The sequence below is a fragment of the Actinomyces dentalis DSM 19115 genome, from assembly GCF_000429225.1.
Classification (GTDB): Bacteria; Actinomycetota; Actinomycetes; order Actinomycetales; family Actinomycetaceae; genus Actinomyces; species Actinomyces dentalis.
Genome location: NZ_AUBL01000034.1, coordinates 1 through 23,450, shown reverse-complemented (window position 1 = coordinate 23,450; position 23,450 = coordinate 1). Strand labels below are relative to the sequence as shown.

General features: G+C 74.2%; 17 protein-coding genes, 1 tRNA gene and 1 pseudogene. 12 read left to right on the top strand and 7 right to left on the bottom strand.

Translation table 11 applies throughout. The features are described from left to right. Positions 1-59: 59 nt before the first annotated feature. Positions 60-269 carry a type II toxin-antitoxin system PemK/MazF family toxin gene (locus G446_RS16970; protein ID WP_051285830.1) on the bottom strand — a complete coding sequence of 70 codons (210 nt, stop codon included), beginning with the start codon at positions 267-269 and terminating at the stop codon, positions 60-62. After that, entirely contained in the window at positions 263-1,723 is a 1,461-nt protein-coding gene (locus tag G446_RS16965; protein WP_084779107.1) for a sensor histidine kinase, read from the bottom strand. The genes G446_RS16970 and G446_RS16965 overlap by 7 nt, the downstream gene beginning before the upstream one ends. Before the next feature lie 138 nt (positions 1,724-1,861). Here G446_RS16965 and G446_RS16960 point away from each other — a divergent pair, with 138 nt between their 5' ends. After that, positions 1,862-2,770 carry an ABC transporter ATP-binding protein gene (locus tag G446_RS16960; protein WP_084779106.1) on the top strand — a complete coding sequence of 303 codons (909 nt, stop codon included), beginning with the start codon at positions 1,862-1,864 and terminating at the stop codon, positions 2,768-2,770. Beyond that, a complete protein-coding gene (locus G446_RS0108670; protein ID WP_026409854.1) occupies positions 2,767-4,122 on the top strand; it encodes an ABC transporter permease in 1,356 nt (451 codons plus the stop codon). Before G446_RS16960 ends, G446_RS0108670 begins: the two co-directional genes overlap by 4 nt. 235 nt (positions 4,123-4,357) lie before the next feature. Here G446_RS0108670 and betT read toward each other — a convergent pair whose 3' ends face one another. Next, positions 4,358-6,406 (bottom strand): choline BCCT transporter BetT, encoded by a 2,049-nt coding sequence (betT, locus tag G446_RS0108665; protein ID WP_245574653.1) that lies wholly within the window; start codon positions 6,404-6,406, stop codon positions 4,358-4,360. A gap of 445 nt (positions 6,407-6,851) precedes the next feature. On the opposite strand from betT, the pseudogene G446_RS21000 reads away from it, so the two are divergent. The 3 genes and pseudogenes from G446_RS21000 to G446_RS19965 all read left to right on the top strand — a co-directional run. Beyond that, positions 6,852-7,307, top strand: a pseudogene (locus G446_RS21000) (nucleoside deaminase); the annotation flags it as partial. 150 nt (positions 7,308-7,457) lie between these two features. Continuing rightward, the gene (locus G446_RS16950) at positions 7,458-8,093 is read left to right on the top strand and encodes a DapH/DapD/GlmU-related protein (protein ID WP_051285828.1); all 636 of its coding nucleotides are present in this window, start codon (positions 7,458-7,460) and stop codon (positions 8,091-8,093) included. A gap of 62 nt (positions 8,094-8,155) precedes the next feature. Then, positions 8,156-8,244: transfer RNA gene (locus G446_RS19965), tRNA-Ser, on the top strand. Between the two features lie 1,942 nt (positions 8,245-10,186). Here the strand turns inward: G446_RS19965 and G446_RS16945 are convergent. After that, positions 10,187-13,096 carry an ATP-dependent RNA helicase gene (locus G446_RS16945; protein ID WP_245574650.1) on the bottom strand — a complete coding sequence of 970 codons (2,910 nt, stop codon included), beginning with the start codon at positions 13,094-13,096 and terminating at the stop codon, positions 10,187-10,189. A 258-nt stretch (positions 13,097-13,354) separates the two neighbouring features. On the opposite strand from G446_RS16945, the gene G446_RS0108645 reads away from it, so the two are divergent. The 5 genes from G446_RS0108645 (at position 13,355) to G446_RS0108620 (ending at position 16,399) form a co-directional block, all read left to right on the top strand. After that, positions 13,355-13,783, top strand: coding sequence for a hypothetical protein (locus G446_RS0108645; RefSeq protein WP_026409852.1), 429 nt, complete (start codon positions 13,355-13,357; stop codon positions 13,781-13,783). Positions 13,784-13,996: 213 nt separating this feature from the next. Further along, positions 13,997-14,185 (top strand): helix-turn-helix transcriptional regulator, encoded by a 189-nt coding sequence (locus tag G446_RS0108635; RefSeq protein WP_026409850.1) that lies wholly within the window; start codon positions 13,997-13,999, stop codon positions 14,183-14,185. Next, positions 14,178-14,609, top strand: a complete 432-nt coding sequence (locus tag G446_RS18775) for a hypothetical protein (protein WP_051285826.1) — start codon at positions 14,178-14,180, stop codon at positions 14,607-14,609. The genes G446_RS0108635 and G446_RS18775 overlap by 8 nt, the downstream gene beginning before the upstream one ends. A gap of 123 nt (positions 14,610-14,732) precedes the next feature. Next, positions 14,733-15,587: a nucleoside phosphorylase-I family protein gene (locus tag G446_RS0108625; RefSeq protein WP_026409849.1), complete on the top strand. Its 855-nt coding sequence runs from the start codon at positions 14,733-14,735 to the stop codon at positions 15,585-15,587. Positions 15,588-15,667: 80 nt separating this feature from the next. Continuing rightward, positions 15,668-16,399: a glutamine amidotransferase gene (locus G446_RS0108620; protein WP_026409848.1), complete on the top strand. Its 732-nt coding sequence runs from the start codon at positions 15,668-15,670 to the stop codon at positions 16,397-16,399. A 272-nt stretch (positions 16,400-16,671) separates the two neighbouring features. Here the strand turns inward: G446_RS0108620 and G446_RS0108615 are convergent, their stop codons facing one another. The 3 genes from G446_RS0108615 to G446_RS0108605 all read right to left on the bottom strand — a co-directional run bounded on the left by G446_RS0108615 (position 16,672) and on the right by G446_RS0108605 (position 18,812). Further along, entirely contained in the window at positions 16,672-17,508 is an 837-nt protein-coding gene (locus G446_RS0108615) for a Sir2 family NAD-dependent protein deacetylase (protein WP_026409847.1), read from the bottom strand. A 77-nt stretch (positions 17,509-17,585) separates the two neighbouring features. After that, complete coding sequence (locus tag G446_RS0108610) at positions 17,586-18,326, bottom strand: glutamine amidotransferase-related protein (RefSeq protein ID WP_026409846.1); 741 nt, start codon at positions 18,324-18,326, stop codon at positions 17,586-17,588. A 156-nt stretch (positions 18,327-18,482) separates the two neighbouring features. Then, positions 18,483-18,812, bottom strand: coding sequence for a DUF4190 domain-containing protein (locus G446_RS0108605; protein ID WP_051285824.1), 330 nt, complete (start codon positions 18,810-18,812; stop codon positions 18,483-18,485). A gap of 162 nt (positions 18,813-18,974) precedes the next feature. Between G446_RS0108605 and G446_RS16935 the strand changes: the two genes are divergently transcribed. Continuing rightward, a complete protein-coding gene (locus tag G446_RS16935) occupies positions 18,975-20,378 on the top strand; it encodes a uracil-xanthine permease family protein (RefSeq protein WP_034469857.1) in 1,404 nt (467 codons plus the stop codon). A gap of 176 nt (positions 20,379-20,554) precedes the next feature. Beyond that, positions 20,555-23,450: tetratricopeptide repeat protein (locus G446_RS16930; RefSeq protein WP_034469855.1), on the top strand; the 2,896-nt coding region annotated here is incomplete at its 3' end.

Here is a 23,450-nt window from a genome sequence, read left to right as displayed (position 1 = left end):
TCCGGCTCGGCCCGGCCGGGCGGGCGGACTCGCGAGGGGCTCCGGCTCCCGGCCCGGCCTCAAAGACTCAGAACCAGCCTCAGGCCGTCGTTGACCCGGGCCAGGAGGTGAGCGGGCAGGTCGCCGGTGATCGCGGATACGATGACGGTGGCGATGCGGGACCGGTTGAAGCGGTCGGAGGAGACGATCAGGGCCGGGCGCAGGTGGGCGGGTTCCGAGCCGACGGGCTCGCCGAAGTCGATCCACCAGACCTCGCCGCGGGCTACCACTGCCAGTCCCCGGATCGGATCGGCGCGCGCCCGGCCGCCAGCCCGGCCCCGCCCGCGCCGCCCGCCCCGTCGGCCCCACCCTCGTCCGTCGCCCACGGCGGCGTCAGGGGCGCGCTGATCGTCAGCCTCGTCCCGCCCCCGGCCGGGGAGACGACCGCGAGCGCCCCGCCCACGGACTCCACCCGCTGCGCCATGCCGCGCAGGCCCGTCGAGCCGGATGCCCGCGCGTCCGCCCCGCCGCACCCGTCGTCGGCGACGACGACGCTCAGGCCCTCCGCCGTGCAGGTCAGCTCCACCGCGGCGCGCGCGCCGGGCCCCGCGTGCTTGGCGGCATTGGTCAGGGCCTCGGCGACGGCGAAGTAGACGGTCGTGGCCACCGGCGAGGAGATCGTCCCCAGGTCGGCGTCGGAGCCGCGGATCGCGACCGTCGTCGGCAGCGGGGAGCGCCCCGCCAGATCGCGCAGCGCGGCGGCCAGGCCCCGCTCGGTCAGGACGGCCGGGCGGATGCCGCGCACCGTTTCGCGCAGCGATCGCAGCGCCTCCTCGGCGCGGTCCTGCACGGCGTCGATGTCGGCCAGGAGGCTGCCGCGCAGCTCGCCGGTCCGCCCCCGCTCGTCCAGCGACTGCGCGTGCAGGCGGGTGACGCCCAGGGCCATGGTCAGGGCGACGAGTTCCCGCTGGGCGCCGTCGTGCAGGTCCCGCTCGATGCGGGTGCGCTCGGCGTCGAAGGCGTCGACGAGCGTGGCGCGCCCCGCCGACAGGCGGCCGACCTGCGCCGTCAGCGCTTCGACCCGTTCCGCCTCCCGGTCCCCGGACAGGGCCTCGACTATGCGCGTGCGCAGGATTCCCAGTCCGAGCAGCAGGGTCAGGGCGAGCCCCAGGACGGCGACGCCGATCGGAGCCGTCCACCAGACGTCCCCCGCGCTCGTGCCGACCACGTGCAGGTGGCCCAGGAAGATCTGCACCGGCCGCTCGGGATCGGCGACGACGGGCAGCGCGATCAGGACGAAGGCGAGGGCTCCCCCGAGGAAGGCGAGGAAGAAGCCGACCGTCGTCAGCAGGAGGGCGCCCAGGCACAGGGGCAGGTCCTGACGCCAGAACGCCGGTGTGGTCACGCGGGAGGCCAGCCACCGTCCCGCGCCCTCGCCGCTGCGCCGCGCCCGGCGCCATCCCGAGGGCGCCGTCGCGCCCGCGGCCCGGGCGACGGCCCGCTCGGCCTGGGCGATCGCCGGCACCGTGAGGTGGAAGGCCAGGGTCAGGGGGATGAGCGCGATGACCAGCGGCATCCACGCGGCGGCGCGCACGATCTCGCCGACGATGAGGATGGTGCGGCGCAGGTGCGGGTTGACGGCGCGCGGTCCGGCGATGGCCGCTGCGGCCCGGTCAGCGGCGGGGCCAGCGGTCTCGGCGGCGGTCGGCTCGGCGGTGCACGGCTCGGCGATGTGCGGCGTCATGGGGGCGACGCTACGCACCGGCGTGCTCCTGGGCACTGGTCCCGGCACCCGCCCGGGGTGGACCGGGCTCCACCGCGAGGATGCGGAACGGGTCCGGGCGCCAGTGACCGGGCCGGGCGCCGGAGGTTCCCTTGAGCCATGAATGCTCCAGCGAACGCCCCGACGGATGCTCAGACTGATGCTCCGACGGGCGCCCCGGCCGTCGTCGTCTCCGGACTCACCCGCACCTACCCCGTCCCCGGCCGCCGTCGCGGCGACGGGGTCAGAGCCCTGGACGGCGTCGACCTCGCCCTGCCGCGCGCCTCCTTCACCGCGCTCGTCGGCGCCTCCGGGTGCGGCAAGTCCACCCTCCTCCAGTGCGTCGCCGGGCTCGACCGCCCCACAGGCGGCTCCGTGCGGATCCTCGACGTCGAGACCACCGCCCTGCGCCCGCGCGACGCCGCTGGCTTCCGGGCCGACCACATCGGCTTCGTCTTCCAGGAGGACAACCTCGTCACCGCCCTGTCCGCCCGCGACAACGTCGCCCTGCCCGGCCGCCTGCGGCGCAGGCCCCTGAGCCGGGGCGACGTCGACGCCGCCCTGGAGCGCGTGGGGCTGAGCGCGCAGGCCCGCCACCTGCCCCACCAGCTCAGCGGCGGCGAGCGCCAGCGGGTCGCCATCGCCCGCGTGCTCGCCTCCCGGCCCGACGTCGTCTTCGCCGACGAGCCCACCGCCGCCCTCGACGTCGCCGCCGGCGCCGACGTCCTCGACTGGCTCGCCCAGCTGCGCCGGAATGGGACCACGGTCCTCATGGTCACGCACGACGCCGCAGCGGCCGCGCGCGCCCGAAGCGTCCTGGTCATGGACGCCGGCCGGATCGTCGCCGCCCTGCCCGGCGGCGACCCCGACGCGGTCTCCCGGGCCGTCCTGGCCGCCCGCGCCGGGGGCCGGGCCCGGGCGGAGTGGCGGGATCCGCAGAATTGGCGGGGTCCGCGGGGCTCGCAGAGTCCGCAGAAGCGCCAGGACCCGCCGAACCGGTCGGCTCGATCGGAGGAGACCGTCCGATGACCCGCCTCCTCCTGGCCGACCTGCGCCGCCACGCCGGCACCTGGACGTGGACCGTCGCCGTCGCCGTCGTCACCGGGGCCTGCGTGTCCGGCCAGTTCATGGTCATGCGCGGCTCCCTCGCCTCCGCCCGCGCCGTCGGCGACGCGAACCTGATCGAGGCCGCCTCCGTCGTCTCCGCCTTCATCATCGTCTCCGTCGTGTTCGCCGCCGCGACCGTGCTGACCTCCACCAGTGCGCTCGCCGTCACCGAGCGCGAACGCGACCACGGCCTGTGGCGGGCCCTGGGCATGCGGCCCGGGACGCTGCGCGCCGTCGTCCTGGGGCAGCTGGTCGCCATCGGCGCCTTCGGCGCACTGGCCGGCACCGCGGTCGGCGCCGTCGTCGCCCGCCTCATGATCCCCCTGCTCATCGAGGAGCGCGTCACCGCGCCCGGCACCGCGCCGCAGTGGGTTCCCGTCGACCTGCTGTGGTCCGCGCTCATCGTCGCCGGCTCGGTCGTGATCGGCGGGTGGGGAGCCGCCCGGCGCGCCTCCCGCGCCCCCGAGGTCGCGCTCCTGCGCGGACGCGGTGACGAGGAACGACGCTGGGATCTCGCCCGCGTCCTCGGGCTTCTCCTGCGCCTGGCCGCGGTGGGCGGGCTCGGCGCGGGCCTCGTCTCCGCCTGGCTGACCACCCGGACCGCGGGCGTCGGCAGCGACGCCGCCGCTGACGCCGCCGCCCTCGGCTCCCTGGGCGCCGTCGTCCTCATGTGCCTGCTCGCGCCCTGGCTCGTCCCCCGGCTGCAAAGGGCGCTGGCGGCCCTGCCCGTCCCCGGTACCGCGTGGCAGGTGGCCGCGCGGACCGCCGCCCTGGAGTCGCACCGCTCCTCGGCCACCGTGCTGCCCTTCCTCGTGGCGATCGGGCTGGTCGCCGTCCTCTTCAGCGGCAGGTCGCTCGGCCTCGCCTCGGTGTCCACCAGGGGGTTCCTGTCCATGTTCGGGCTCGCCCTCGTCGTGGCCTGGAGCGGCGGGGTCGCCGTCATCGCCATGAGCGCCGGGCGCCGGCGTCGTGACGCCGCCCTGCTGCGCGCCGCCGGGGCCCGCGAGGGCGGCGTACTCGCGGCGCAGGTCCTCGAGGGGGTTCTTCACGCGTTCACCGCGACTCTTCTCGGTCTTCTCGCTCTCGCGGCGGCGAGCCCGCTGCTGGCGGGCGCGGCCGGTCTGAGCATCTCCGATGCTCTCATCCGCGCGCCGTGGGCGGAGCTCAACGTGGTCGCGAACCTGACCCTGGTCACCACCTGCCTGGCCGTCGTCGCCTCCTCCCGTGCGCGCGGCGGGCAGGGCGTCGGGCAGACCCTGCGGGCGCGGGACTGAAGGGGCGCCGTGGCCGGCCGCGTCGGGGTGGTCCGGTCCCGTTTTTCGTGAGCGCGCGGGTTTCCAGTCGAACGCGCGCCTCCCGGCTGCGCGTTCGACTGGAAACCCGCGCGCTCACGGAGTCGAGGAGGACGCGGCACCCGGGGGCGGCCCAGGACACCCGAGTTATCCACAGGATGTGCGTTTTCCGCCGGTTTCGCGTGTCTTTTCCGCCGGTTTCGGTGAAAGGGGCGGGTCAGGCGAGGGCGGCACCGCTCGTGCCCAGGTACTCCAGCCAGCGCTCGTAGTGGTCGAGGACGTCATGGGCGACCTGGTCGGCGGACCAGTCCATGATGTCGTAGCCCACCCCGCCCCCGCGCAGGCGCACCTCCAGGCGCACCGTGACGTCGTCGGCCTCGTTCATGCCGCTGCCGTAGGAGGGCGCCGGGGCCTCGACCATGCGCACCACGTAGCGGAAGACCCGCCGCCCGTCGGCCCGTTCGAGGACCTCGGGCTCGACCTCGCCCTCGCGCGCCTCGCTGTGCGGGTCGGTCACCAGGAGGGTGACGCGGCCCAGGTAGTTGCGCTCGTCGTCGGGGTCGACGGCCTCCGCGCCCTCGATGTGGACCTGCGCCTCCAGGTTCTCCTTGCCCAGCTCGGCGGCCACCGCCTCCAGGGCCGGCACGATGCGCCGGTCCAGCGCCCGCCGGGCCTGCTCGGGGCTGACATGGTCGAAGGTGTGGGACAGGCGGTCGCGCCAGGAAACGTGGCGCAGCCCCGCCGCGGTGCCGGTGAAGCCGACCTGGCGGTTGCGGTAGGCCCGCGAGCGGGCCAGGTTGAAGGTCGCCTCCTGGCGCAGGGCCTTGAGCAGGCAGGCCATGATGATCACGAGGATGAAGCTGAAGGGCAGCGCCATGACCAGGGTCGCCTGCTGGAGGATGGTGATGCCCCCGGCCACGAGCATGGCCACGGTGAGCACGCCGGTCAGGGTGGCCCAGAAGATCCGCAGCCAGGGGGCGGCGTCCTCCCGCTCGCCCTTGATCCGGCTGGACAGGCTCGACATGACCAGCGCCCCGGAGTCGGCGCTCGTGACGTAGAAGAGGATGCCGACGAACAGGGCGAGCGCGATGACGGGCCTGCCGCCGGCGGCGTCGAGCATGAGGTACAGGCCCTGCTCGGGCTTGGCGATGGTGGCCTCGGCGAACTCCTGGTTGCCCGAGCGGATGAGGTCCAGGGCGTTGTTGCCGAAGATCGCCACCCACATGACCACGTAGGAGAAGGGCAGGATGAGGGCCCCGAGGATGAACTCGCGGATGGTGCGCCCGCGGGAGATGCGGGCCAGGAACATGCCCACGAAGGCGCCCCAGGTGACCCACCACGCCCAGAAGAACAGCGTCCAGTCGTTGAGCCAGGCCTCGGGCCGGTTGTAGGCGTAGGTCTCCAGGGTCAGCTGCGGGAACTGGACCATGAAGTCGCCGACGCTGCCGACCAGCGAGTCCATCAGGAAGGCCGTGTTGCCGGTGATGAGGACCCACAGGGCCAGCCCGATGGCGAGGACCACGTTGATGTTGGACAGCATGCGCACGCCCCGGTCCACGCCGGTGGTCGCCGAGATCGTCGCCATGATGACGCTCAGCGCGATGAGGCCGATCTGCGCGCCGGTGCCCTGGGGGATGCCGAAGAGGATGTCGAGGGCCACGTTGAGCTGGACGACGCCGACCCCCAGCGAGGCCGCGATGCCGAACACGCCGCCCACGAGCGCCGCGGTGTCGACGACGTCGCCGATCCAGCCGTCCACCCGGCGGCCCAGCAGCGGGCGCAGCGTGGAGCGCACCGCCAGCGCGTCGCGGCGCCGGTAGGCGAAGTAGGCCATGGCCATGCCCATGACGGCGTAGACGCCCCAGCCGGAGATCCCGTAGTGGAAGATGGCCAGCACGACGGCGTGGCGGGCGGCCTCGACGGTTCCGCCCTCGCCGATGGGCGGGTGCACGTACTGGGCGACGGGCTCGGCGATGGCGAAGAACATGATGCCGGTGCCGATGCCGGCCGCGAAGAGCATGGCGGCCCAGGAGAAGGTGGAGAAGTCCGGGGTGGAGTTGTCCGGGCCGAGCTTGACGAGCCCGTACCTGGTCACGGCGACCAGGACGACGAAGACGAGCGCGGCCGTGATGAGGATGATGTAGAAGGAGCCGAACCACTTGCCGGCCCAGGTCACGGCGGCGCCGAAGGCGTCCTGCACGGTCGACGGCGATATGAAGGCCCCGGCGGCGACTATGGCGATGATGACGGCGGAGGCGCTGAACACCCCCCAGTTGATGGGGTGGCCCTTCTTCGCGGCGGGGTCTCGCGCAGCGCCGACGGCGCCGGCATCGGCTGCGGCGTCGACGGCGGCGGCGCCGGTGGTGGCGGCGGCGTCGACGGCGGCTACGGCGCCGGCATCGGCTGCGGCGGCTTTGATGGTGCCAGTGGTGGCTGCGCCGGCGGTGGCGATAGTGGCGTCGGCGTCGGCCGTGCCCGTCGAGGGAGTCGTGGGGTCGTGCGTCACGATGTCCTGCTTCCTTCATCCTGCATCAGGGGTGCTCCTGGGAGCCTCTCAGGATCACGGGGGAGAGCGCAACTGGAAGTGGCGGATTCAAGCGGAAATGCGGTTGTTCGAGCGTACGCGGTCACCGGTCTTCCCCGCGGTCGGTGTGAGGTGGGGCATATTTCCGGAAGGGTTCCGGCCGGCGTGCCAGGCTGTGGCCGTGAGCATGGTCGAGGATCGCTACGGGGCGGCGATGGGGCGCGCCCTGGAGCTGGCGCGCCGGGCCGCCGAGCGCGGCGAGGTGCCGGTGGGCGCCGTCGTCCTGGGGCCCGACGGCGGGGTGGTCGCGGAGGCTGCCAACGCCCGAGAGGCGCAGTGCGATCCGACGGCGCACGCGGAGATCCTCGCGCTGCGGGCCGCCGGGGCGGCGCTGGGCGACTCGCACCTGGACGGCTGCGCGCTGGTGGTCACCCTCGAGCCCTGCACCATGTGCGCCGGGGCGATCCAACTGGCGCGTCTGGCGCGGGTGGTGCTGGCGGCGTGGGAGCCGAGGACCGGGGCGTGCGGGAGCGTGCGCGACGTCCTGCGCGATCCGCGCGCCAACCACCGGGTCGAGGTGGTGGCCGGGGTGCGGGCCGAGGAGTCGCGGGCGCTGCTGGCCGGGTTCTTCGAGCGGCAGCGGGGCGGCGGATCCGCCCGGACCGCCCCGACCGCTCAGCCTGCCGGGCCCGCCCGGTCCGCCCCGACCGCCGGGCCCGCCCCGACCGCCGGGCCCCTCGAGCGGCGGGGGAGCGGGGATGCTGAGGCGGCGGGGCGCTGATAGGGTCGGGTCATGACGACCCTGGAGGAATTCCGCGAGCTCGTTGCCCGGGGCGAGGCGCTGCCAGACGATTCCGAGGTCCACGCCTTCATGGTCGAGATCGGCGAGCGCACCCGCCGCCTGACCGCCAGGCTCAACGGCGAGTACCTCGCGCCGCGGGAGCGCGCCGAGCTCTTCGGCCGGATCACCGGCGAGCCCGCGCCGTCGGGATTCAGGATCTTCCCGCCCTTCACATCCGACTTCGGGCGCAATATCCACCTGGCCGAGAACGTCTTCATCAACTCCGGCTGCCGGTTCCAGGACCAGGGCGGCATCTGGATCGGCGCGGGCAGCCTCATCGGGCACAACGTGGTCCTGGCGACCCTCAACCACGAGCTGTCGGTGGCCCGGCGGGGCCGCGTCGTCCCCGCCCCCATCCGCATCGGGCGGAGGGTCTGGATCGGCGCGAACGTCACGGTGCTCGCCGGGGTGAGGATCGGCGACGGCGCGGTCGTGGCCGCGGGCGCCGTCGTCACCCGGGACGTGCCCGAGTTCACGATCGTCGGCGGGGTGCCCGCCAAGGTCATCCGCCGTCTCACCGAGGAGGAGATCGGGCAGGGCCTCGGGGGCGGGGTCGAGGCCGCAACGGCGCCAGGCCCGCCTTCGTGAGCGACCTCGCAGTCGTCCGGGATTGGGCGGCGGGCGCGACGCCGTGTACCCTCAACGCCTGAGGTAGCGTGTCCGAGCGGCCGAAGGTGCAGATCTCGAAAGTCTGTGTGGTTCATAGCCACCCTGGGTTCGAATCCCAGCGCTACCGCCATGACGGGAGGGGTCCGGTGCCGCGGCGGAAAGTCGCGGCGCCGGGCCTCGTCGCTCGCGGCCGTGTCCTCCGCGGTCGTGCAGGCCGCGCTTGTTCGGCCTTTCAGCGGGTGCTTCTGTCCTCCGCGGTCGTGCAGGCCGCGCCGTCCTCGGACGGGGAGTCGGGAATGCGGCCCGGCCCCGGCGCGCCGCTCGGTGTGGCCCCCGTCCCTCCGTCTGAGGCCCGCCCCGGGGGAGTCGAGCGGTGTCGCCCGGTGTGAGCCCCGCCCCTCCGTCTGAGGCCCGCCCCTCGGGGGAGTCGTCCGGGCGCTGCTTGACGCCTGCGCCGGCGTCAAGCGGCGACCCCGCCCACCCCGGGGAGTCGTTCCCGCGCCCACGAAGTGACGAAAACCGCGACCGGCGACCCCGCCCCCCGGGGGGAGTCGATTCGGTGATGTCACCTCAGATCGCATTGTGCGAGGTGGGATGGCGAGAATCGAGCGCAGGCGGATTCCGTCGCGCTGGGCTCGCACGGCGCGAGCCGGGGTGGATTCCGTCGCGCTGAGCTCGCATTACGCAAGCCGACCCGAAAGGTTGTTCAGGGGTGGTTTTGAAGGCGTGGGGTGTGAAGGTCGTGGTGACGGTCTGCTCGGGCGGGTCCTCCTCGTCAGAAGGGCTGTTGCGAAGGCGTCCGAGTGCGTCTCCCGGGTGTGATGCGAGGGGTCGTTGAGGGCGTTGGGGCACGGGGGCCGGCCGTGACGGCCCGCTCGGGTCGCCTCCGGGCGCGTCGGGGTGAGGTCGGGCGCGGCGGGATCGGCGGGTCGGGTGCCGGGGGCGGCCCGGGCGGCATCGGGGGCGGTTCCGGCGCCCCCGCCGGTCATCCCGCATGGTGGGACGGCGTCTCGCATGCCGTGACGCGGCCAGTTCACGAGCACGTCACTTAACCCGCGAGAACGTACCTCTAGCAGACGTTCTCGCGGGTTAAGTGACGATCTCGCGAGTCAAGTGACGTTCTCGCGGGTTACCCGGCGATCTCGCGGACCACGGCGCCCGACACCGCTGCGCCCCGGACGCCGAGACGTGCACTTCGCACTCGAGAACGACGGTCGGACCGCCGTGGTCCAGCGGAACGCAAGTTGTCCGAACAGGAGAGCACCGCCATGAGCCTGCTGAACAACCTTCCCGGGCCCGCACTCTCCCTGGGCTCGGTCCGCGCCAGCTACGGCCGCCCCGGGCTCGACCCGCACCGACCGGGTCCGCACCCCCTGGGGTCGTCGCGGGTCCAGGTGGCACCCCCGCTGGCTCTCGCGGGGCCGCTTCCCCGGCAGCTCCGGTGCGGCGGCGCGGACGAGGGGCGAGGCGGTGTCCGGACTCCCGCCGGGATCTGGCCCGGAGACTCTCCCGCCGGCGCCCGCGGGCCGGGGCGCACCCGGCCCCCGCATGCAAGACCGACGCGAACGAGAGTACCGGCACCGGGACGAGGACCCGCACGGGCCCGGTGATGAGGACGACGACGAACCCACGGTCCGGAGCACGCCCCCGGCTCCGGGCCGGTGCGGACCCGGCTGGCGAGACCCGGCCCCAGTGAGGTTCCAGGGCCGGGGAGGATCCGGGGCCGGCTTGCGTAATTCCATGTCCGCTCAACGAAATTCCGGGGTCGGGTCCAGCGCGGGCCGGGGCGGGCTTGCGTAATGCGAGCTCAGCGCGACGGAATCCACCCCGGCTCGCGCCGTGCGAGCCCAGCGCGACGGAATCCGCCTGCGCTCGATTCTCGCCATCCCACCTCGCACAATGCGATCTGAGGTGACATCACCGAATCGACTCCCCCCGGGGGGCGGGGTCGCCGGTCGCGGTTTTCGTCACTTCGTGGGCGCGGGAACGACTCCCCGGGGTGGGCGGGGTCGCCGCTTGACGCCGGCGCAGGCGTCAAGCAGCGCCCGGACGACTCCCCCGAGGGGCGGGCCTCAGACGGAGGGGCGGGGGCCACGCCGGGCGGACGACGACCCCTCGGGGCGCCCGGGGCGCCGCGGATCCTCCGGCCAGGCGTGCTTGGGGTAGCGCCCGCGCATCTCGCGGCGCACCTGCTGGTAGGGCCCGGCCCAGAAGGAGCGCAGATCGTCGGTGACCGCCACCGGTCGGCGCGCCGGGGACAGCAGGTGCAGGAGCACCGGCACGCGCCCGTCCACCACCCGCGGCGTCTCCTCCCAGCCGAAGCACTCCTGCACCCGCACCGCCAGAACCGGACGCTCACCGCAGGCGCCGTACTCCACCCGCACGCGCGAGCCCGAGGGCACCTCGATCCGCTCCGGCACCAGCTCGTCGAGCCGTGCGGCCTGCGGCCAGGGCAGAAGCGCCCGCAGCGCCGTCGTCAAATCCAGGGCCCCCAGATCGAAGCGCCGCGACCGGGCCGCCAACTGCTCCACGGCCGGGGCGAGCCAGTCCCCGGCGCGCGCCAGCAGCGAGTCGTCGTCCATCGCCGGCCAGGGCTCGCCGAGCTCGCGGTGCAGCAGCGCCAGGCGCGCCCGCAGTCCGGCCGCCCCGCCCTCCCACGGCAGGATCCCCGGCCCCTGCTCCCGGCAGGCGGCGACGACGGCGTCGGCCACCGCCGCGGGCGACGGCGTACCGGCGGGCGCGACGGCCAGCTCGATCGCCCCGAGGCGCCGCACCCGCTCGGAGCGCAGGCGCCCGCCGACCCAGCCGGTGCGCTCCTCCTGCACCAGCCAGGGGGCGGCGACGTCCAGCGCGAGTTCCTCGTCGATCGGCGCGGCGGCCCGGATGAGGGCGTCGCCCCGCCCCGGGGCCAGGTCGACGTCGGCGACGGCGAGCCACGGGCTGGACGCCAGCGGCGAGTCGGGCGGCAGCTGCACCCCCGTGCCGCCGACCGTCGCGTAGCTCGCCGACCGGCCCGGCATGGGGGCGGGGCCGCGGCGCAGGGCGATCCACTCCGGGCGGGCCAGGGCGCTCACCACTCCGACGGTCTGCGCCAGTCCCGCGACCCTCCCGTCGTACCCGTCGGACCCGTCGCCCGCCGGGCCCGGAGGTGATGCCGTTGCCGGCGATACGGCCGGTGCTGACAGCCCTGCCGACGTCGACGACGATGGTGCCGGTGCTGTCGACGGTGCCGCCGACGTCGGCGCGGGCGGTGCCGCCACCGCCGCCACCGCCGCCGAGTCCGCCCGGGAGGCCGCCGCCTCCAGCCGTTTCGCCTCCGCCCGCCAGGTCCGGCCGACCGCCCCGCCCTCGCGCACCCGGCGCGCCAGCGCGGTCAGGTCGGCCGCGGGCGCCCGCAGGTCCGCGGTCAGCAGGGCGGCGGCCTCGGCGGCCCGGCGGATCCCGATCCTCCGCGCGGCGGCCAGCAGCGCCCGAGCCTCGCGGACCTCCGCGGGCAGGGCCGCCACCGCCCGCCCCAGGGCCGTGACCGCCCCGTCCTCCCCGTCCTCCACGAGCCCGAGCCCGGCCAGCGTCCGGCGGGCGACCCGCATCGCGGCCTCGGGGGGCGGCTCGATCCAGCTCAGGCCGGCGCCGTCGGGCGCGCCCCACACGGCCAGCTCCAGGGCGGCGCGGGTCAGGTCCGCCGAGGCGATCTCCGGGCTCGGCGCCTGCGGGGAGCGCGCCCAGTCCACGGGCGTGCAGCAGCGGTGGACGGCGCCGGGCCCCTCGCGCCCGGCGCGCCCCGCCCGCTGGATCCCTGCCGAGCGCGAGACGCCCACGGTGACCAGGCCGCTCATCGCCCGGGCCACGTCCAGGCGCGGCCGGCGGGTCAGCGTGGAGTCGACGACGATCCGCACCCCGGACACGGTCAGGGAGGACTCGGCGACGTTCGTGGACACGACCACCCGGCGCCGGCCCGGGGCGGAGGGCGCCAGGGCGGCGTCCTGGGCGGCGGCGGGCAGGCGCCCGTGCAGCGGCAGGACGTCGACGGACTCGGGCAGCGCGCGGCGCAGGCGGGCGACGACGTCGTCGACCTCGCGCGCCCCGGGCAGGAAGACGAGGGCGTCCCCGGGCCGCTCGTCCAGGGCCCGCTCGGCGGTGGCGGCGACGTGGGCGAGGAATTCGCGCGGCACCCCGTGCGGCCCCAGGCGCGCGACGGCGGACGGCGGCGGCGCCCAGTGCTCGGCGATCGGATGGAGGGGGCTGGGGACGTCGAGGACCGGGGCGGGGGAGCCGGGGGCGCCGAGGATGTCGGGCAGGCGGGTCAGGTCGGCGGTCGCGGACATGGCGACCAGCCGCAGGTCCTCGCGCAGGGCGCCGCGGGCGTCGAGGAGGAGGGCCATGAGGAGGTCGGAGTCGAGGGAGCGCTCGTGGACCTCGTCGAGGACGACGGCGGCCGCGCCGCTCAGCTCGGGGTCGTCCTGGAGGCGGCGCAGGAGGAGGCCGGCGGTGACGATCTCGATGCGGGTGTCGCGGCCGACGACGCGCTCGCCCCGCACGGCGTATCCGACGGTGCGCCCCACCGGTTCGCCCAGGAGCGCCGCGAGGCGGCGGGCGGCGGCCCGGGCGGCCACGCGCCGCGGCTGGGTGACGACGACGCGGCGAGACCGGCCGGCGCCGTCGGGCGGGAGGCGGGCGACGACGTCGGCGACGAGCGGTGGGACCAGCGTGGTCTTGCCGGTGCCGGGCGGTGCGGTGACGACGACGGCCGGGGCGGGCCCCGTGCTGGCCGGGACGGGCGCGGGGGAGGCGCCGGACGCGCCGGACGCGGCCGGGTCGGACCTCGCGGCGGGCGCGGGACCCGCGGCGGATGCGGCGGGCCCCGCGGCGCCCGCCCCGGCGCCGGCGAGCAGTGTGCGCAGCCGGGGCAGGCCGACGACGACGGGCAGGTCCGGCGGCGAGGCGAGGAGCCGTGCGATCGGGTCGGGGGCGGTGGAGTCCACGGCCCCATCATGCCGAAGAGAATTGGTTGCAAAGGATGCTTGACACGAGCGCTCGCGTCAAGCACACTAGACATGTCAAGCAAGCCTGACAGGCCCGACGGGGTCCGGCCCGGTGCCGCAGCGGAAGGGGAAGACCCCGACCGCCGCGCCCCGACCGCCCCGGCCCCGGCCGTCACCTGTCCGCCCGCCGTTCACCGTCTTTCCGCCCGTCCACTCATCCACCGCCCATCCACCCACCACATCGAAACGGAACCCGTCATGAACACCGTCATCCGCACCGTGTCCCCCCTGCTCGTCGTCTCCGGCGCCGCCCTCGAATCCGCCGTCCTCATCGGACACCCCCCGATCTCGGCCGGCGGGCGCGATCTCATGATCGGCATGGGGGTGAGTCTCGTCGTCGTCGGCCTCATCGCCCGCATCGCGGGCGCCGTCTACCGGGCCCGCCGGACCCGGCCCCTCAACAGTCATGTGCTCATGAGCCTCATCTCCTCGGCCGTCTGGTTCGGAATCGTCTACCCGACGATGATGATGGTCCAGATCCGCCCGCCCTTCATCGTCGACGGCCTGCTCATCGGCGTCGTGGTGTCCACGCTGCTGTTCATGGGCGCGATCGCCGGGCGCGCGATCGGGGCTCACTGGAGGCGGGCCGTCTCGCCCGCCGGCGCCGCCGCCGGGACGGGCGCCTGAGATGTGCGTCCGCGACCTTCCGAGAAGCGTTCGCCGCCGCCGCGCCCAGGGGTTCGGCCTCCTCTTCCTGTCCCAGCTCGCCGCCGTCGGGGAGTTCGCTCCGCTCCTGGGCGGATGGCACACCGTCATCGCGGCTGTTCTCCTGGTAGCGGGCGCCGTCCTTCTCGCGCCCACCTTTCGCTACGATCGGACCCGACGGTGAAGGAGACCTCAATGGACAACGACGTGCGCGCCCTGCGCGAGGCCAAGGGGCTCACGCAGGCACAACTCGGTCAGGAGCTCGGCGTCTCCCGGCAGAGCGTCAACTCCATTGAGAAGGGCAAATACGATCCCTCCCTGCCTTTAGCGATCGCCATCGCCCGCTACTTCGATTCCACCGTCGAGGAGATCTTCCATGCCTGAGCACTCCCGGTGGGCGCCGCGTCGGCGCGGACTCGCCTACCTGATCCTGTGCGCCGTCCTCGCCGCGGCCTCCGGCGCCGGCTGCCTGCTGGCTCCGGCCGGCTCCCACCTCCGCAGCTATCTGGGCGGTTTCGCCGTGGGGCTCGGCGCGACGACCGCGGTCTTCCTGGTTCTCGTCGTGCTCGATCTGCGCGGGCGCGACTCGGTCTTCTCCCGCGAGATCCTGGGCAGGGACGACGAGAGGGACAAGATGGTGTGGCTGCGCTCCTGGAGCCTCACGGGCGTCATCGGCCTGATCTCGGCGATCGCGGGCACCGCGGCCGCACTGCTGGGAGCGGACGGCGTCGCGGTCCTCGTGGGCGTGGAAGTCCTCATGGCGATGGCCCTGATCGGCGGCAAGATCTATTACGACCGCGCCCTGTGATCGCCGCCCCGGCGAATTCGTCGGGGCCGGCCCCGCGCCGTCTCCTCCCGGCGGGGGAATGACATTCCCGCCCGGACGGGTACCCTTCGAGCCAACCGAACCGACCGAGCAGGAGGAGGCGCCGTGGCCGCACAGTCCAGCACCTGGGACGAGGACCCCCAGGGCGTCTCGCTGCTGCTCGCCACCGGCCGCGTCCGCCACGACCTCCTCGTCATCGCCGAACCGGCCCTCCTCACCGAGCTCGACGAGGCCTGGGGCCGGCCCGCCTCCCGGGTGCGCCTGTCCTTCCTGCCCGGCGTGCGCGCCCCGGGCGGCGTCGGCCAGGAGGACGCGCTGGTCACCTACGAGAAGGACGGTCTGGGCGTTCTCATCGCCCGCGGCCGCACCAGCCTTTTCGAGGGCAGGTCCGCCGCCCGCACCACCGCCTTCGCGCGCATCGCCGCCGGGGCCCGGGTGCGGGCCGCCCTCCTCGCCACCCGCGCCTCCAGCCTGGGGGCGCTGGTTCCCGGCGACGTCCTGGCAGTGCGCGACCACCTCAGCCTCACCGGCGCCCCCCTCTTCCCGGCCGTGCGGACCGTCGAGGCCGCCTGGGACACCGCCTTCGCCGAGCGCCTCACCACGGTCGACGGCGTGACCGGGGCCGGCATCGCCGCCCTCATCCCCGGGCCGGTGCTGCCCACACCCGCCGAGGCCCTCCTCCTGGCCGAGCTGGGGGCCGACGTCGTCGTCACCGACTCCGTCGCCGAGGCCATGGCCATGGCCGCCCGGGGCGTGCGCGTGGCGGGCCTGGCCGTCGTCGACCGCGTGAGCGCCAGGGCCGGCTCCGGGCGGCACAGCGGCCGCCGCGCCGCTGAGGCGCCCGGGCAGGCGGGTCCCGGCGCGCCCGCCGATCCCGCCGGCGGGTCCGGGCGCGCCCGTCGGCCCCAGACCCATATCGTCCGGGCCGCCGTCGAGTCCCTCCTGGAGGCCCTGCACTGAGGCCGCGGCGGTGCTCCGACGTCGGTGCGCCGAGCGGCCGGATGCCCCGCCGCCCGTCCGCTCCGACTAGGCTCGCGGGCGTGAAACCCTTCCTGCTCCTGGCCACCCGCGCCGACGACGGCCCCGCCGACGCCGAGTACGAGGCCTTCCTCACCCGCACCGGCCTGCCCGAGCGCGAGCTCGTCCGTCACCGCCTCGAGGCCGAGCCCCTGCCCGAGATCCGGCTCGAGGACTGGTCGGGGATCATGGTGGGCGGCTCCCCCTTCAACACCACCACGCCCCAGGACGCCAAGTCGCAGGTCCAGCGCCGCGTCGAGGCCGAGCTCGACGTCCTGCTCGACCGCCTGGTGGAGGCCGACTTCCCCTTCCTGGGCGCCTGCTACGGGGTGGGCACGCTCGGGCGCCACCAGGGCGCGGTCATCGACACCCGCTACGCCGAGCCGGTCAGCGCCCCGGAGATCGCCCTGACCGACGCCGGGCGGGCCGATCCCGTGTGCGCCGGGATGACGAGCCCCTTCCACTCCTTCGTCGCGCACAAGGAGGCGATCAGCGCCGCCCCGGCCCGCGCCGTCGTCCTGGCCACGAGCCGGAGCTGCCCGGTGCAGATGCTGCGCGTGCGCACCAATCTCTACGCCACCCAATTCCATCCCGAGCTCGACGGCGCGGCCCTGGGGCACCGACTGGGCTTCTACGTCGGGCACGGCTATTTCGCCACCGAGGAGCTGGAGCGGCTCCGGGCCTGGGCGCTGACCCAGGACGTGAGCCCGTCCTGGGCGGTCCTGCGCAATTTCGTGGCCGTTCACGCCCGCTGACATCAGTCGAACGGGCGCCGGGATCGACTGCGGGCGCGGGCGGACCGGTGTGCGGGCGGCCCGGCGGCTCAAAAAGGTGGCCGGCGCATATCTTTCACCTTCGGCCCCGCACCCCTCCTGTCACGAAGTGGCGCAATGACGCCATTCCCCGGTCGCGCAGGAGCCGCCGCACCCCTGAAAGTTACGCGCCGGCCACCTTTTTCCGCCCCGCCGACGCCCCGGCCCGCGGGAGCGCCGGGCTCCTGCGCGCGGCCTGCTCCCCGTCGCGCGGCCTACTCCTTCTCCAGGAGCTCCCCGGCGAGCGCGGACAGGACCTCGCTCGTCCCGCCCCCGACGCGCACGTCCGCCAACTCGTCGACCGCCGTCGGCCCCCGGTTGATGACCAGGACCTCGGCGCCGTGGGCCATCGCCTGGCGCACGATCCACAGCCCGGTGAGAACCGCCAGGCTCGTGCCCGCCACGAGGACCGCGTCGCACTCGCCCGCCGCCCGCATCGCCGCGTCCATGGCGGGCGGCAGCGACTCGCCGAAGAAGACGATGTCCGGCTTGAGCAGCCCGTCGCAGGCCTCGCAGGTCACGGCCCGGAAGTCGCAGGCCTCGGCGGCGGCCCGGTCGGCCTCGGGGGTGATGGCGATGCGGGCGGGGTCGCTCTCGCGCGGGAAGCCGGGGTTGGCGGCCTCGAGCCGCGCGTCGATCTCTGCCCGTCCCACCATGCGCCCGCAGGTCAGGCACACGACGCGGTCGTAGGCGCCGTGCAGCTCCCAGACGGTGGCCTGACCCGCCCGCGAATGGAGCCGGTCGACGTTCTGGGTGGCGACCCCGCTGAGCAGGCCCGCCTCCTCCAGGCGCGCCAGGGCCAGGTGGCCGGGGGTCGGGGAGAGCCCCTCCAGCAGGCGCCAGGTCGCCTGGTTGCGGGCCCACACCCAGCGGTACCACACCGGGTCGGCGGTGAACTGCTGGAAGTCGACCGGTTCGATCGGCGTCGTGCCCACGCCGCGGTAGTCGGGGATGCCGGAGTCGGTGGATATGCCGGCTCCGGTCACGGCCAGGGTCCGGCGCCCCGCCATGACCTCGGCCAGGGCGGCGACGGCGCTGCTCACGGTGCTCATGACATCCGGTCTACACCACCGGGGCCGCCGCCGTGCATCGGTCCGGCCGGTCGATTCGGCTCCGACTGGTCCCGCCTCTACTCGCTGCGGAAGTGCTCCACGAAGCGCCGGATGATGCGGCCCGCCTGATGCTCGTTGGTGCTGGTGCGGGCGCCGATGAGGATGTCGTCGATCATGCCCGGATCGCCGTAACCGGCGTCGGAGTAGATGGAGACGCGCTGGAGGAAGCGCTCGACGTCGAGCTCGGGGTTGAACTGCGTGCCGTAGACGCTGCGGCCCACCCGGACCATCTGCACGGGGCAGTCGGCCGAGCTGGCCAGCAGCGTCGCGTGCGCCGGGACGTCGACGGCGCCCTCGTGGTGGCCGACGAAGGCGGTGAAGGTCTGGGGCATGCCCTTCAGCAGCGGGTCCTCGCGGCCCTGCGCGGTCAGGAACACCTCGGTGGCGCCCAGCGCCTCGGCGAAGCGGGCCGACGTCGCCGTGCCGAGGTACCCGGCGAGCACCTCCAGGCCGAAACCGGTGGCGAGCAGCGGCACGCCCTCCTTGAGGGCGACGGCCAGGAGCTCGCGCACCTGCTCCTCCACATGCAGCTGCGTGCGGGTCTTGGTGGGCTCGGGGGTCGACAGGTCGTAGGGGCTGCCGCCTATGAAGACGCCGGAGACGTCGCCGGCCGTGAAGGCGTCGAGGAAGTCGACCTCCTCGAGCCGGATGTGCTGGAGCTGGTCGCGCTCCAGGCCGCCTTGAAGGAGGAAGGACTCGTACTCCTGCTCCGCCGCCTCGATCTCCGGACGCGTGGATATCATGATAAAGGGTTTCACGGGGCTCACCTTATAGGGCGCGTTAGCGATCTGCTCGGCCCGGTCGCCCGGGCATCGGGGGTGCGGGCGCCGGCGCGTGAGATGGTGATCCGCGCGGGCGCGATCGCCCGCGCAGCGGGAGGCCGCGGCCCTCGCGGGCCGGCGGACCCGCGGGCCTCACCCGGGCAGGGTGATGAGGCACCAGATCCACAGCCAGGCCGCGGTCGCGGCGCCGCCGACGACGACGCCGAACCAGGCCTGCGTGAGCCCGGCGTCGTAGGACCCGCGCAGACGCCGCAGCGCCCACAGGCCCAGGATCGCCGCAATGGCTCCGGCGCCGGGGATGAAGAAGAGCAGGCCGAGGATGAGCGCGGCGACGGCGGCCGGGTCGGTGCGCGTGCGCGGCGCCTGGTAGCCGGGCCCGGAGAAGACCTCGGCGGGGTCGATCTGCTCGGTGCCCGGGAAGGGCGGGCGCGCGGGCGGCGGCGTCGTGCTCACGCACGCCATTATGCGTGCGCGTGTCGTGAAGGGCATCGTCCCCGGGGAGGAGGGCGCGGGCGCCTAGACTGGCCGCCCGGCAGGACCCTGCCGGGCCCTGCCGCCTCGGCGTCGGCCGCGACCGCTCGTGCGCCGTCGTCCGCCCCGTTCCCACGCGACAGGAGCCCCCACGTGCCTTCCCCCTCCCGCCGACCCGACTTCCGCGGCTGGCGCCTTCACGGCGACGGCCGGTCCATCGCCCCGGGCGAGGTCGTCGCCCCCGACGAGCGCCTGACCTGGCCGCGCACCATCGGCATCGGCGTCCAGCACGTCATCGCCATGTTCGGCGCGACCTTCCTGGTCCCGCTGCTCACGGGCTTCGACCCGGCGACGACGCTGTTCTTCACCGGCGCCGGCACCCTCCTGTTCCTGGCGATCACGGCCGGGCGCCTGCCCAGCTACCTGGGGAGCTCCTTCGCGCTCATCGCCCCCATTGGCGCGGTCACCGGGTACGTGGCCGGGGGCGGGGGCGCCATCGACGCCCACAGGGCCGCCCTGGCCCAGGGCGGGGTGGTGTCGGCCGGGGCCGCCCTGCTCCTGGTGGGCGTCGTCGTGCACCTGGCCGGGGCCGGCTGGATCGACCGGCTCATGCCGCCGATCGTCACCGGGGCGATCGTGTCCCTCATCGGCTTCAACCTGGCGCCCAGCGCCTGGAACAACGTCAGGTCCGCGCCCGCCACCGCGCTGGTGACGATCGTGTCGATCCTGCTCATCACCGTCCTGTTCAAGGGCATGATCGGGCGCCTGGCCATTCTCATCGGCGTGCTCATCGGCTACGCCACCGCGGTGGTGCGCGGCGAGGTCGACTTCTCCGCGATCGCGCACGCCGGCTGGGTGGGGGCGCCGGCCTTCCGCGCGCCCGCCTTCGACGCGGGCCTGCTGGGCCTGTTCATCCCCGTGGTGCTCGTGCTGGTCGCCGAGAACATCGGGCACGTCAAGTCCGTGTCCGCCATGACGGGGGAGGACCTCGACGACGTGACCGGCCGCGCCCTGCTGGCCGACGGGCTGTCCACCGTGCTCGCCGGGGCGGGCGGCGGCTCGGGCACCACCACCTACGCCGAGAACATCGGCGTCATGGCCGCCACCCGCGTCTACTCCACGGCCGCCTACGTCGTCGCCGCCCTCACGGCGCTGGGCCTGTCCATGCTGCCGAAGTTCGGCCAGGTCATCGCCACCATCCCCGCCGGCGTGCTCGGCGGGGCGGCCACGATCCTCTACGGCATGATCGGCATGCTCGGCGTGCGCATCTGGGTGCAGAACCGCGTGGACTTCTCCGACCCGGTCAATCTCAACACCGCGGCCGTGGCCATGGTGGTCGCCATCGCCGACTACACCTGGCACTGGGGCGAGATGACCTTCACCGGCATCGCCCTGGGGTCGGCGGCGGCCGTCGTCGTCTACCACCTCATGCGCCGGATCTCGACGCTGCGCGGCACGAACCTGGAGGGGGCCTCGCCGGCCTCGGCGCCCGCGGGCACCGAGCTGGAGGGCCCGGCCTACTCCGGGCGCGTCCGCCGCCCCGGGGCTGGCTCCTGAACCGGGCGCGGGGGCGCGCTGCGGTGGCGGGGGAGGCGATTTCGACGTCGCCGGGAATGCGGCCGGTCGGGCGGGGGAGTGCCGTCGGGGGCTGGGCTGCCGCGGAGTGCTCCAGTCCGACGGCGGGGCGCCGCCGTTCCTCATTCGCCGGTGGGCTGGTCTTGTAGGCTGCCGGTATGGTCGGTTTTCTCTCCCTGGCCCGGCTCGGTGTCGGTCTGGCCGTGTTCCTGCTGCAGGCCTCGGATGCGGTCCTGGATCCGTCACCCGGCGGCGTGGCGACGGTGATCGGGGCGGCGCGCACGGGTTGGCGCGATATCGCTGCTCTCAGGGGGCGGGGCGATAAGGCGGTCGACTCCTTCGGCGGGCGGATCGCCTCGCGCCTGGAGGCCGAGGTCGCGGATGCTCGGCGCCGGTGCGAGGAGCAGCACGTTGACGCCGGCCTGCTGCGGAGCGCGGTGACCGAGGTCGAGGTCCTCCTCGAAGAGCTGGCGAAGGATGACGACGTCGTCGTGGCCGCTGTGCGGGAGCCCGATGACTTCGGGGATGTCATCCGCAGGCGGGTTCAAAGGCGTCGCCGGAATGTGGAGGCGGCGGCCGAGCCCTTCTTCGACGCGCTCGTGCGGGCTGTCACCGGGGAGTTCGTGCGCCTGGCGCCGGGGTCGAAGGACTTCCAGATCGGGGCCCTCCGGCAGCTGCTCGACGGCGTCGAGGGACTCTCGAAAATAGTTGCAGATATTGAAATTGGCCAGAAATACATCATCGAAAATATTTCTCAAATCAAAGAGACACTTCCCGGGCCCGTGCCGCGACGCCCCTCGCGTATTCGGTTGGGCAGTCGTCCCATGGAGGTGTCCGGGTTCGTCGGGAGGCTGGAGCAGAAGGGGCTGTTCGAGGCGGTCTTCGCCGGGGCTTTGGGGCGCATTGTGCTCACGGGCATGCGCGGCAGCGGAAAGTCGCAGCTGGCCACCGCCGTGGCGGCCCGCTGCGAGGCGGAGGGCTGGGAGCTCGTGGCCTGGGTCCCCGCGGGGTCGCGTGAGGCGGTCCTCTCCGGTCTCGTCGAGCTGGGGCGGGAGCTCGGCGTCGACGTCGAGGACGGCCCCTCCCGCGAGGCGATCGCGCGGCGCTGCCTGACCGCGCTGACCTCGGCGCAGGAGTCGGATCGTCTCATCGTGTTCGACGATGTCGAGAACCCCGATGACCTGGCGGGGCTCGTTCCCCGCGGGGAGGGTGTGCGGGTCCTGGTGACCACGACGCGGCGGGCGGACTGGGAGGGCTCCGGCTGGGTGCACGTGCCCGTCGGGGTCTTCAAGCGCGAGCAGTCGATCGGCGTGCTGCTCGACCGCACCGGCCGGGCCGACTATGAGGCGGCGGACGCCATCGCCGGGGCCCTGGGCGATCTTCCGGTCGCGGTCGTGCAGGCCGCGGCGACGGCGAGGCGTGACCGGTACACTCTGACGGCCTACCTCGACATGCTCGAGCGGACAACGCTGGAGGAGGGCGTTCGGCGCCGGGAGGGGGATGAGTACTCCGAGGCCGTGGGCGTCGCCCTGTGGCTGGCCTTCCAGAGCGCGCTCGAGCGGATCGAGGACCGGAGTCCCCGCCGGGGGGAGGTCGCCCGCGTTCAGCTCGGGGTTCTCTCCGTGCTCGCGGCCCCGGGCGTCCCCGCGCGCTGGCTGGGAGGGGATGGGGATGGGGCGTCCGCTGACGCCCGTGGGGCGCTGAGCGGGCTCATCGAGTCTTCGGTCTGCCGGCTCTCAAAGGACCGCTCCAAAGTGATGATCCACGGGCTTCAGAGCCGGGCGATCCGGGAGGCGTGGAAGGCCGAGCCTGCGGGCTGGGGGCGGGTCGAGGAGGAGGCCGCCGGGCTCCTGGGGGCGGTGAACGTCACCGCCATCCCGGTTCGGGACAGTGCCGGCCGTCGTCGCGAGGCCCTCGATCTGGTGGAGCAGCTGCGCGCAGTCGCCGGGCAGGACCACTCCAAGAGCCTGTTCTCCCACCCCCGCACCGCGGGTGCCCTCACCCACGCCCTGCGGTACGCGGTGGAGCTCGGAGACCCTCAGGCCGCCTTGTCCCTGTCCGACGCCGTGAACCTCCTCGATGAGACCCTGGGCCCCGACCACCCCCACACCCTGACCGCGCGGGGCAACCTCGCCGACGCCTACCTGTCCGCGGGCAGAATCGACCAGGCCATCGGCCTGTACGAGCGGACCCTGGCCGATTGCGAGCGCATCCTGGGACCCGACCACCCCGACACCCTCACCTCGCGGGTCGGCCTCGCCTACGCCCACTTGTCCGCGGGCAGACTCGATGAGGCCGTCGGCCTGTTCGAGCGGAACCTGGCCGACCGCGAGCGCGTCCTGGGACCCGACCACCCCGACACTCTGGCCTCGCGGGACAGCCTCGCCGACGCCCACTTGTCCGCGGGCAGAATCGATGATGCCATCGGCCTGTTCGAGCGGACCCTGGACGACAGTGAGCGCGTCCTAGGGGCCGACCACCCCCACACCCTCACCTCGCGGGGCAGCCTCGCCCTCGCCCACTTGTCCGCGGGCAGACTCGACCAGGCCATCGGCCTGTTCGAGCGGACCCTGGACGACAGTGAGCGCGTCCTGGGGGCCGACCACCCCTACACCCTGATCTCGCGGGGCGGCCTCGCCAGAGCCTACTGGTCCGCGGGCGGACTCGATGATGCCATCGGCCTGTTCGAGCGGACCCTGGCCGATTGTGAGCGCGTCCTGGGGCCCGATCACCCCTACACCCTGATCTCGCGGGGCGGCCTCGCCAGCGCCTACGAGTCCGCGGGCAGACTCGACCAGGCCATCCCCCTGTACGAGCGGACTTTGGCCGACACTGAGCGTGTCCTGGGCCCCGACCACCCCTACACCCTCACCTTCCGCAACAACCTCGCCAGCGCCTACGAGTCCGCGGGCAGACTCGATGATGCCATCGGCCTGTTCGAGCGGAACCTGGCCGATTGTGAGCGCGTGCTGGGGCCCGACCACCCCCACACCCTGACCTCGCGCAACAACCTCGCCAGCGCCTACCGGGCTGCGGGCAGACTCGATGAGGCCG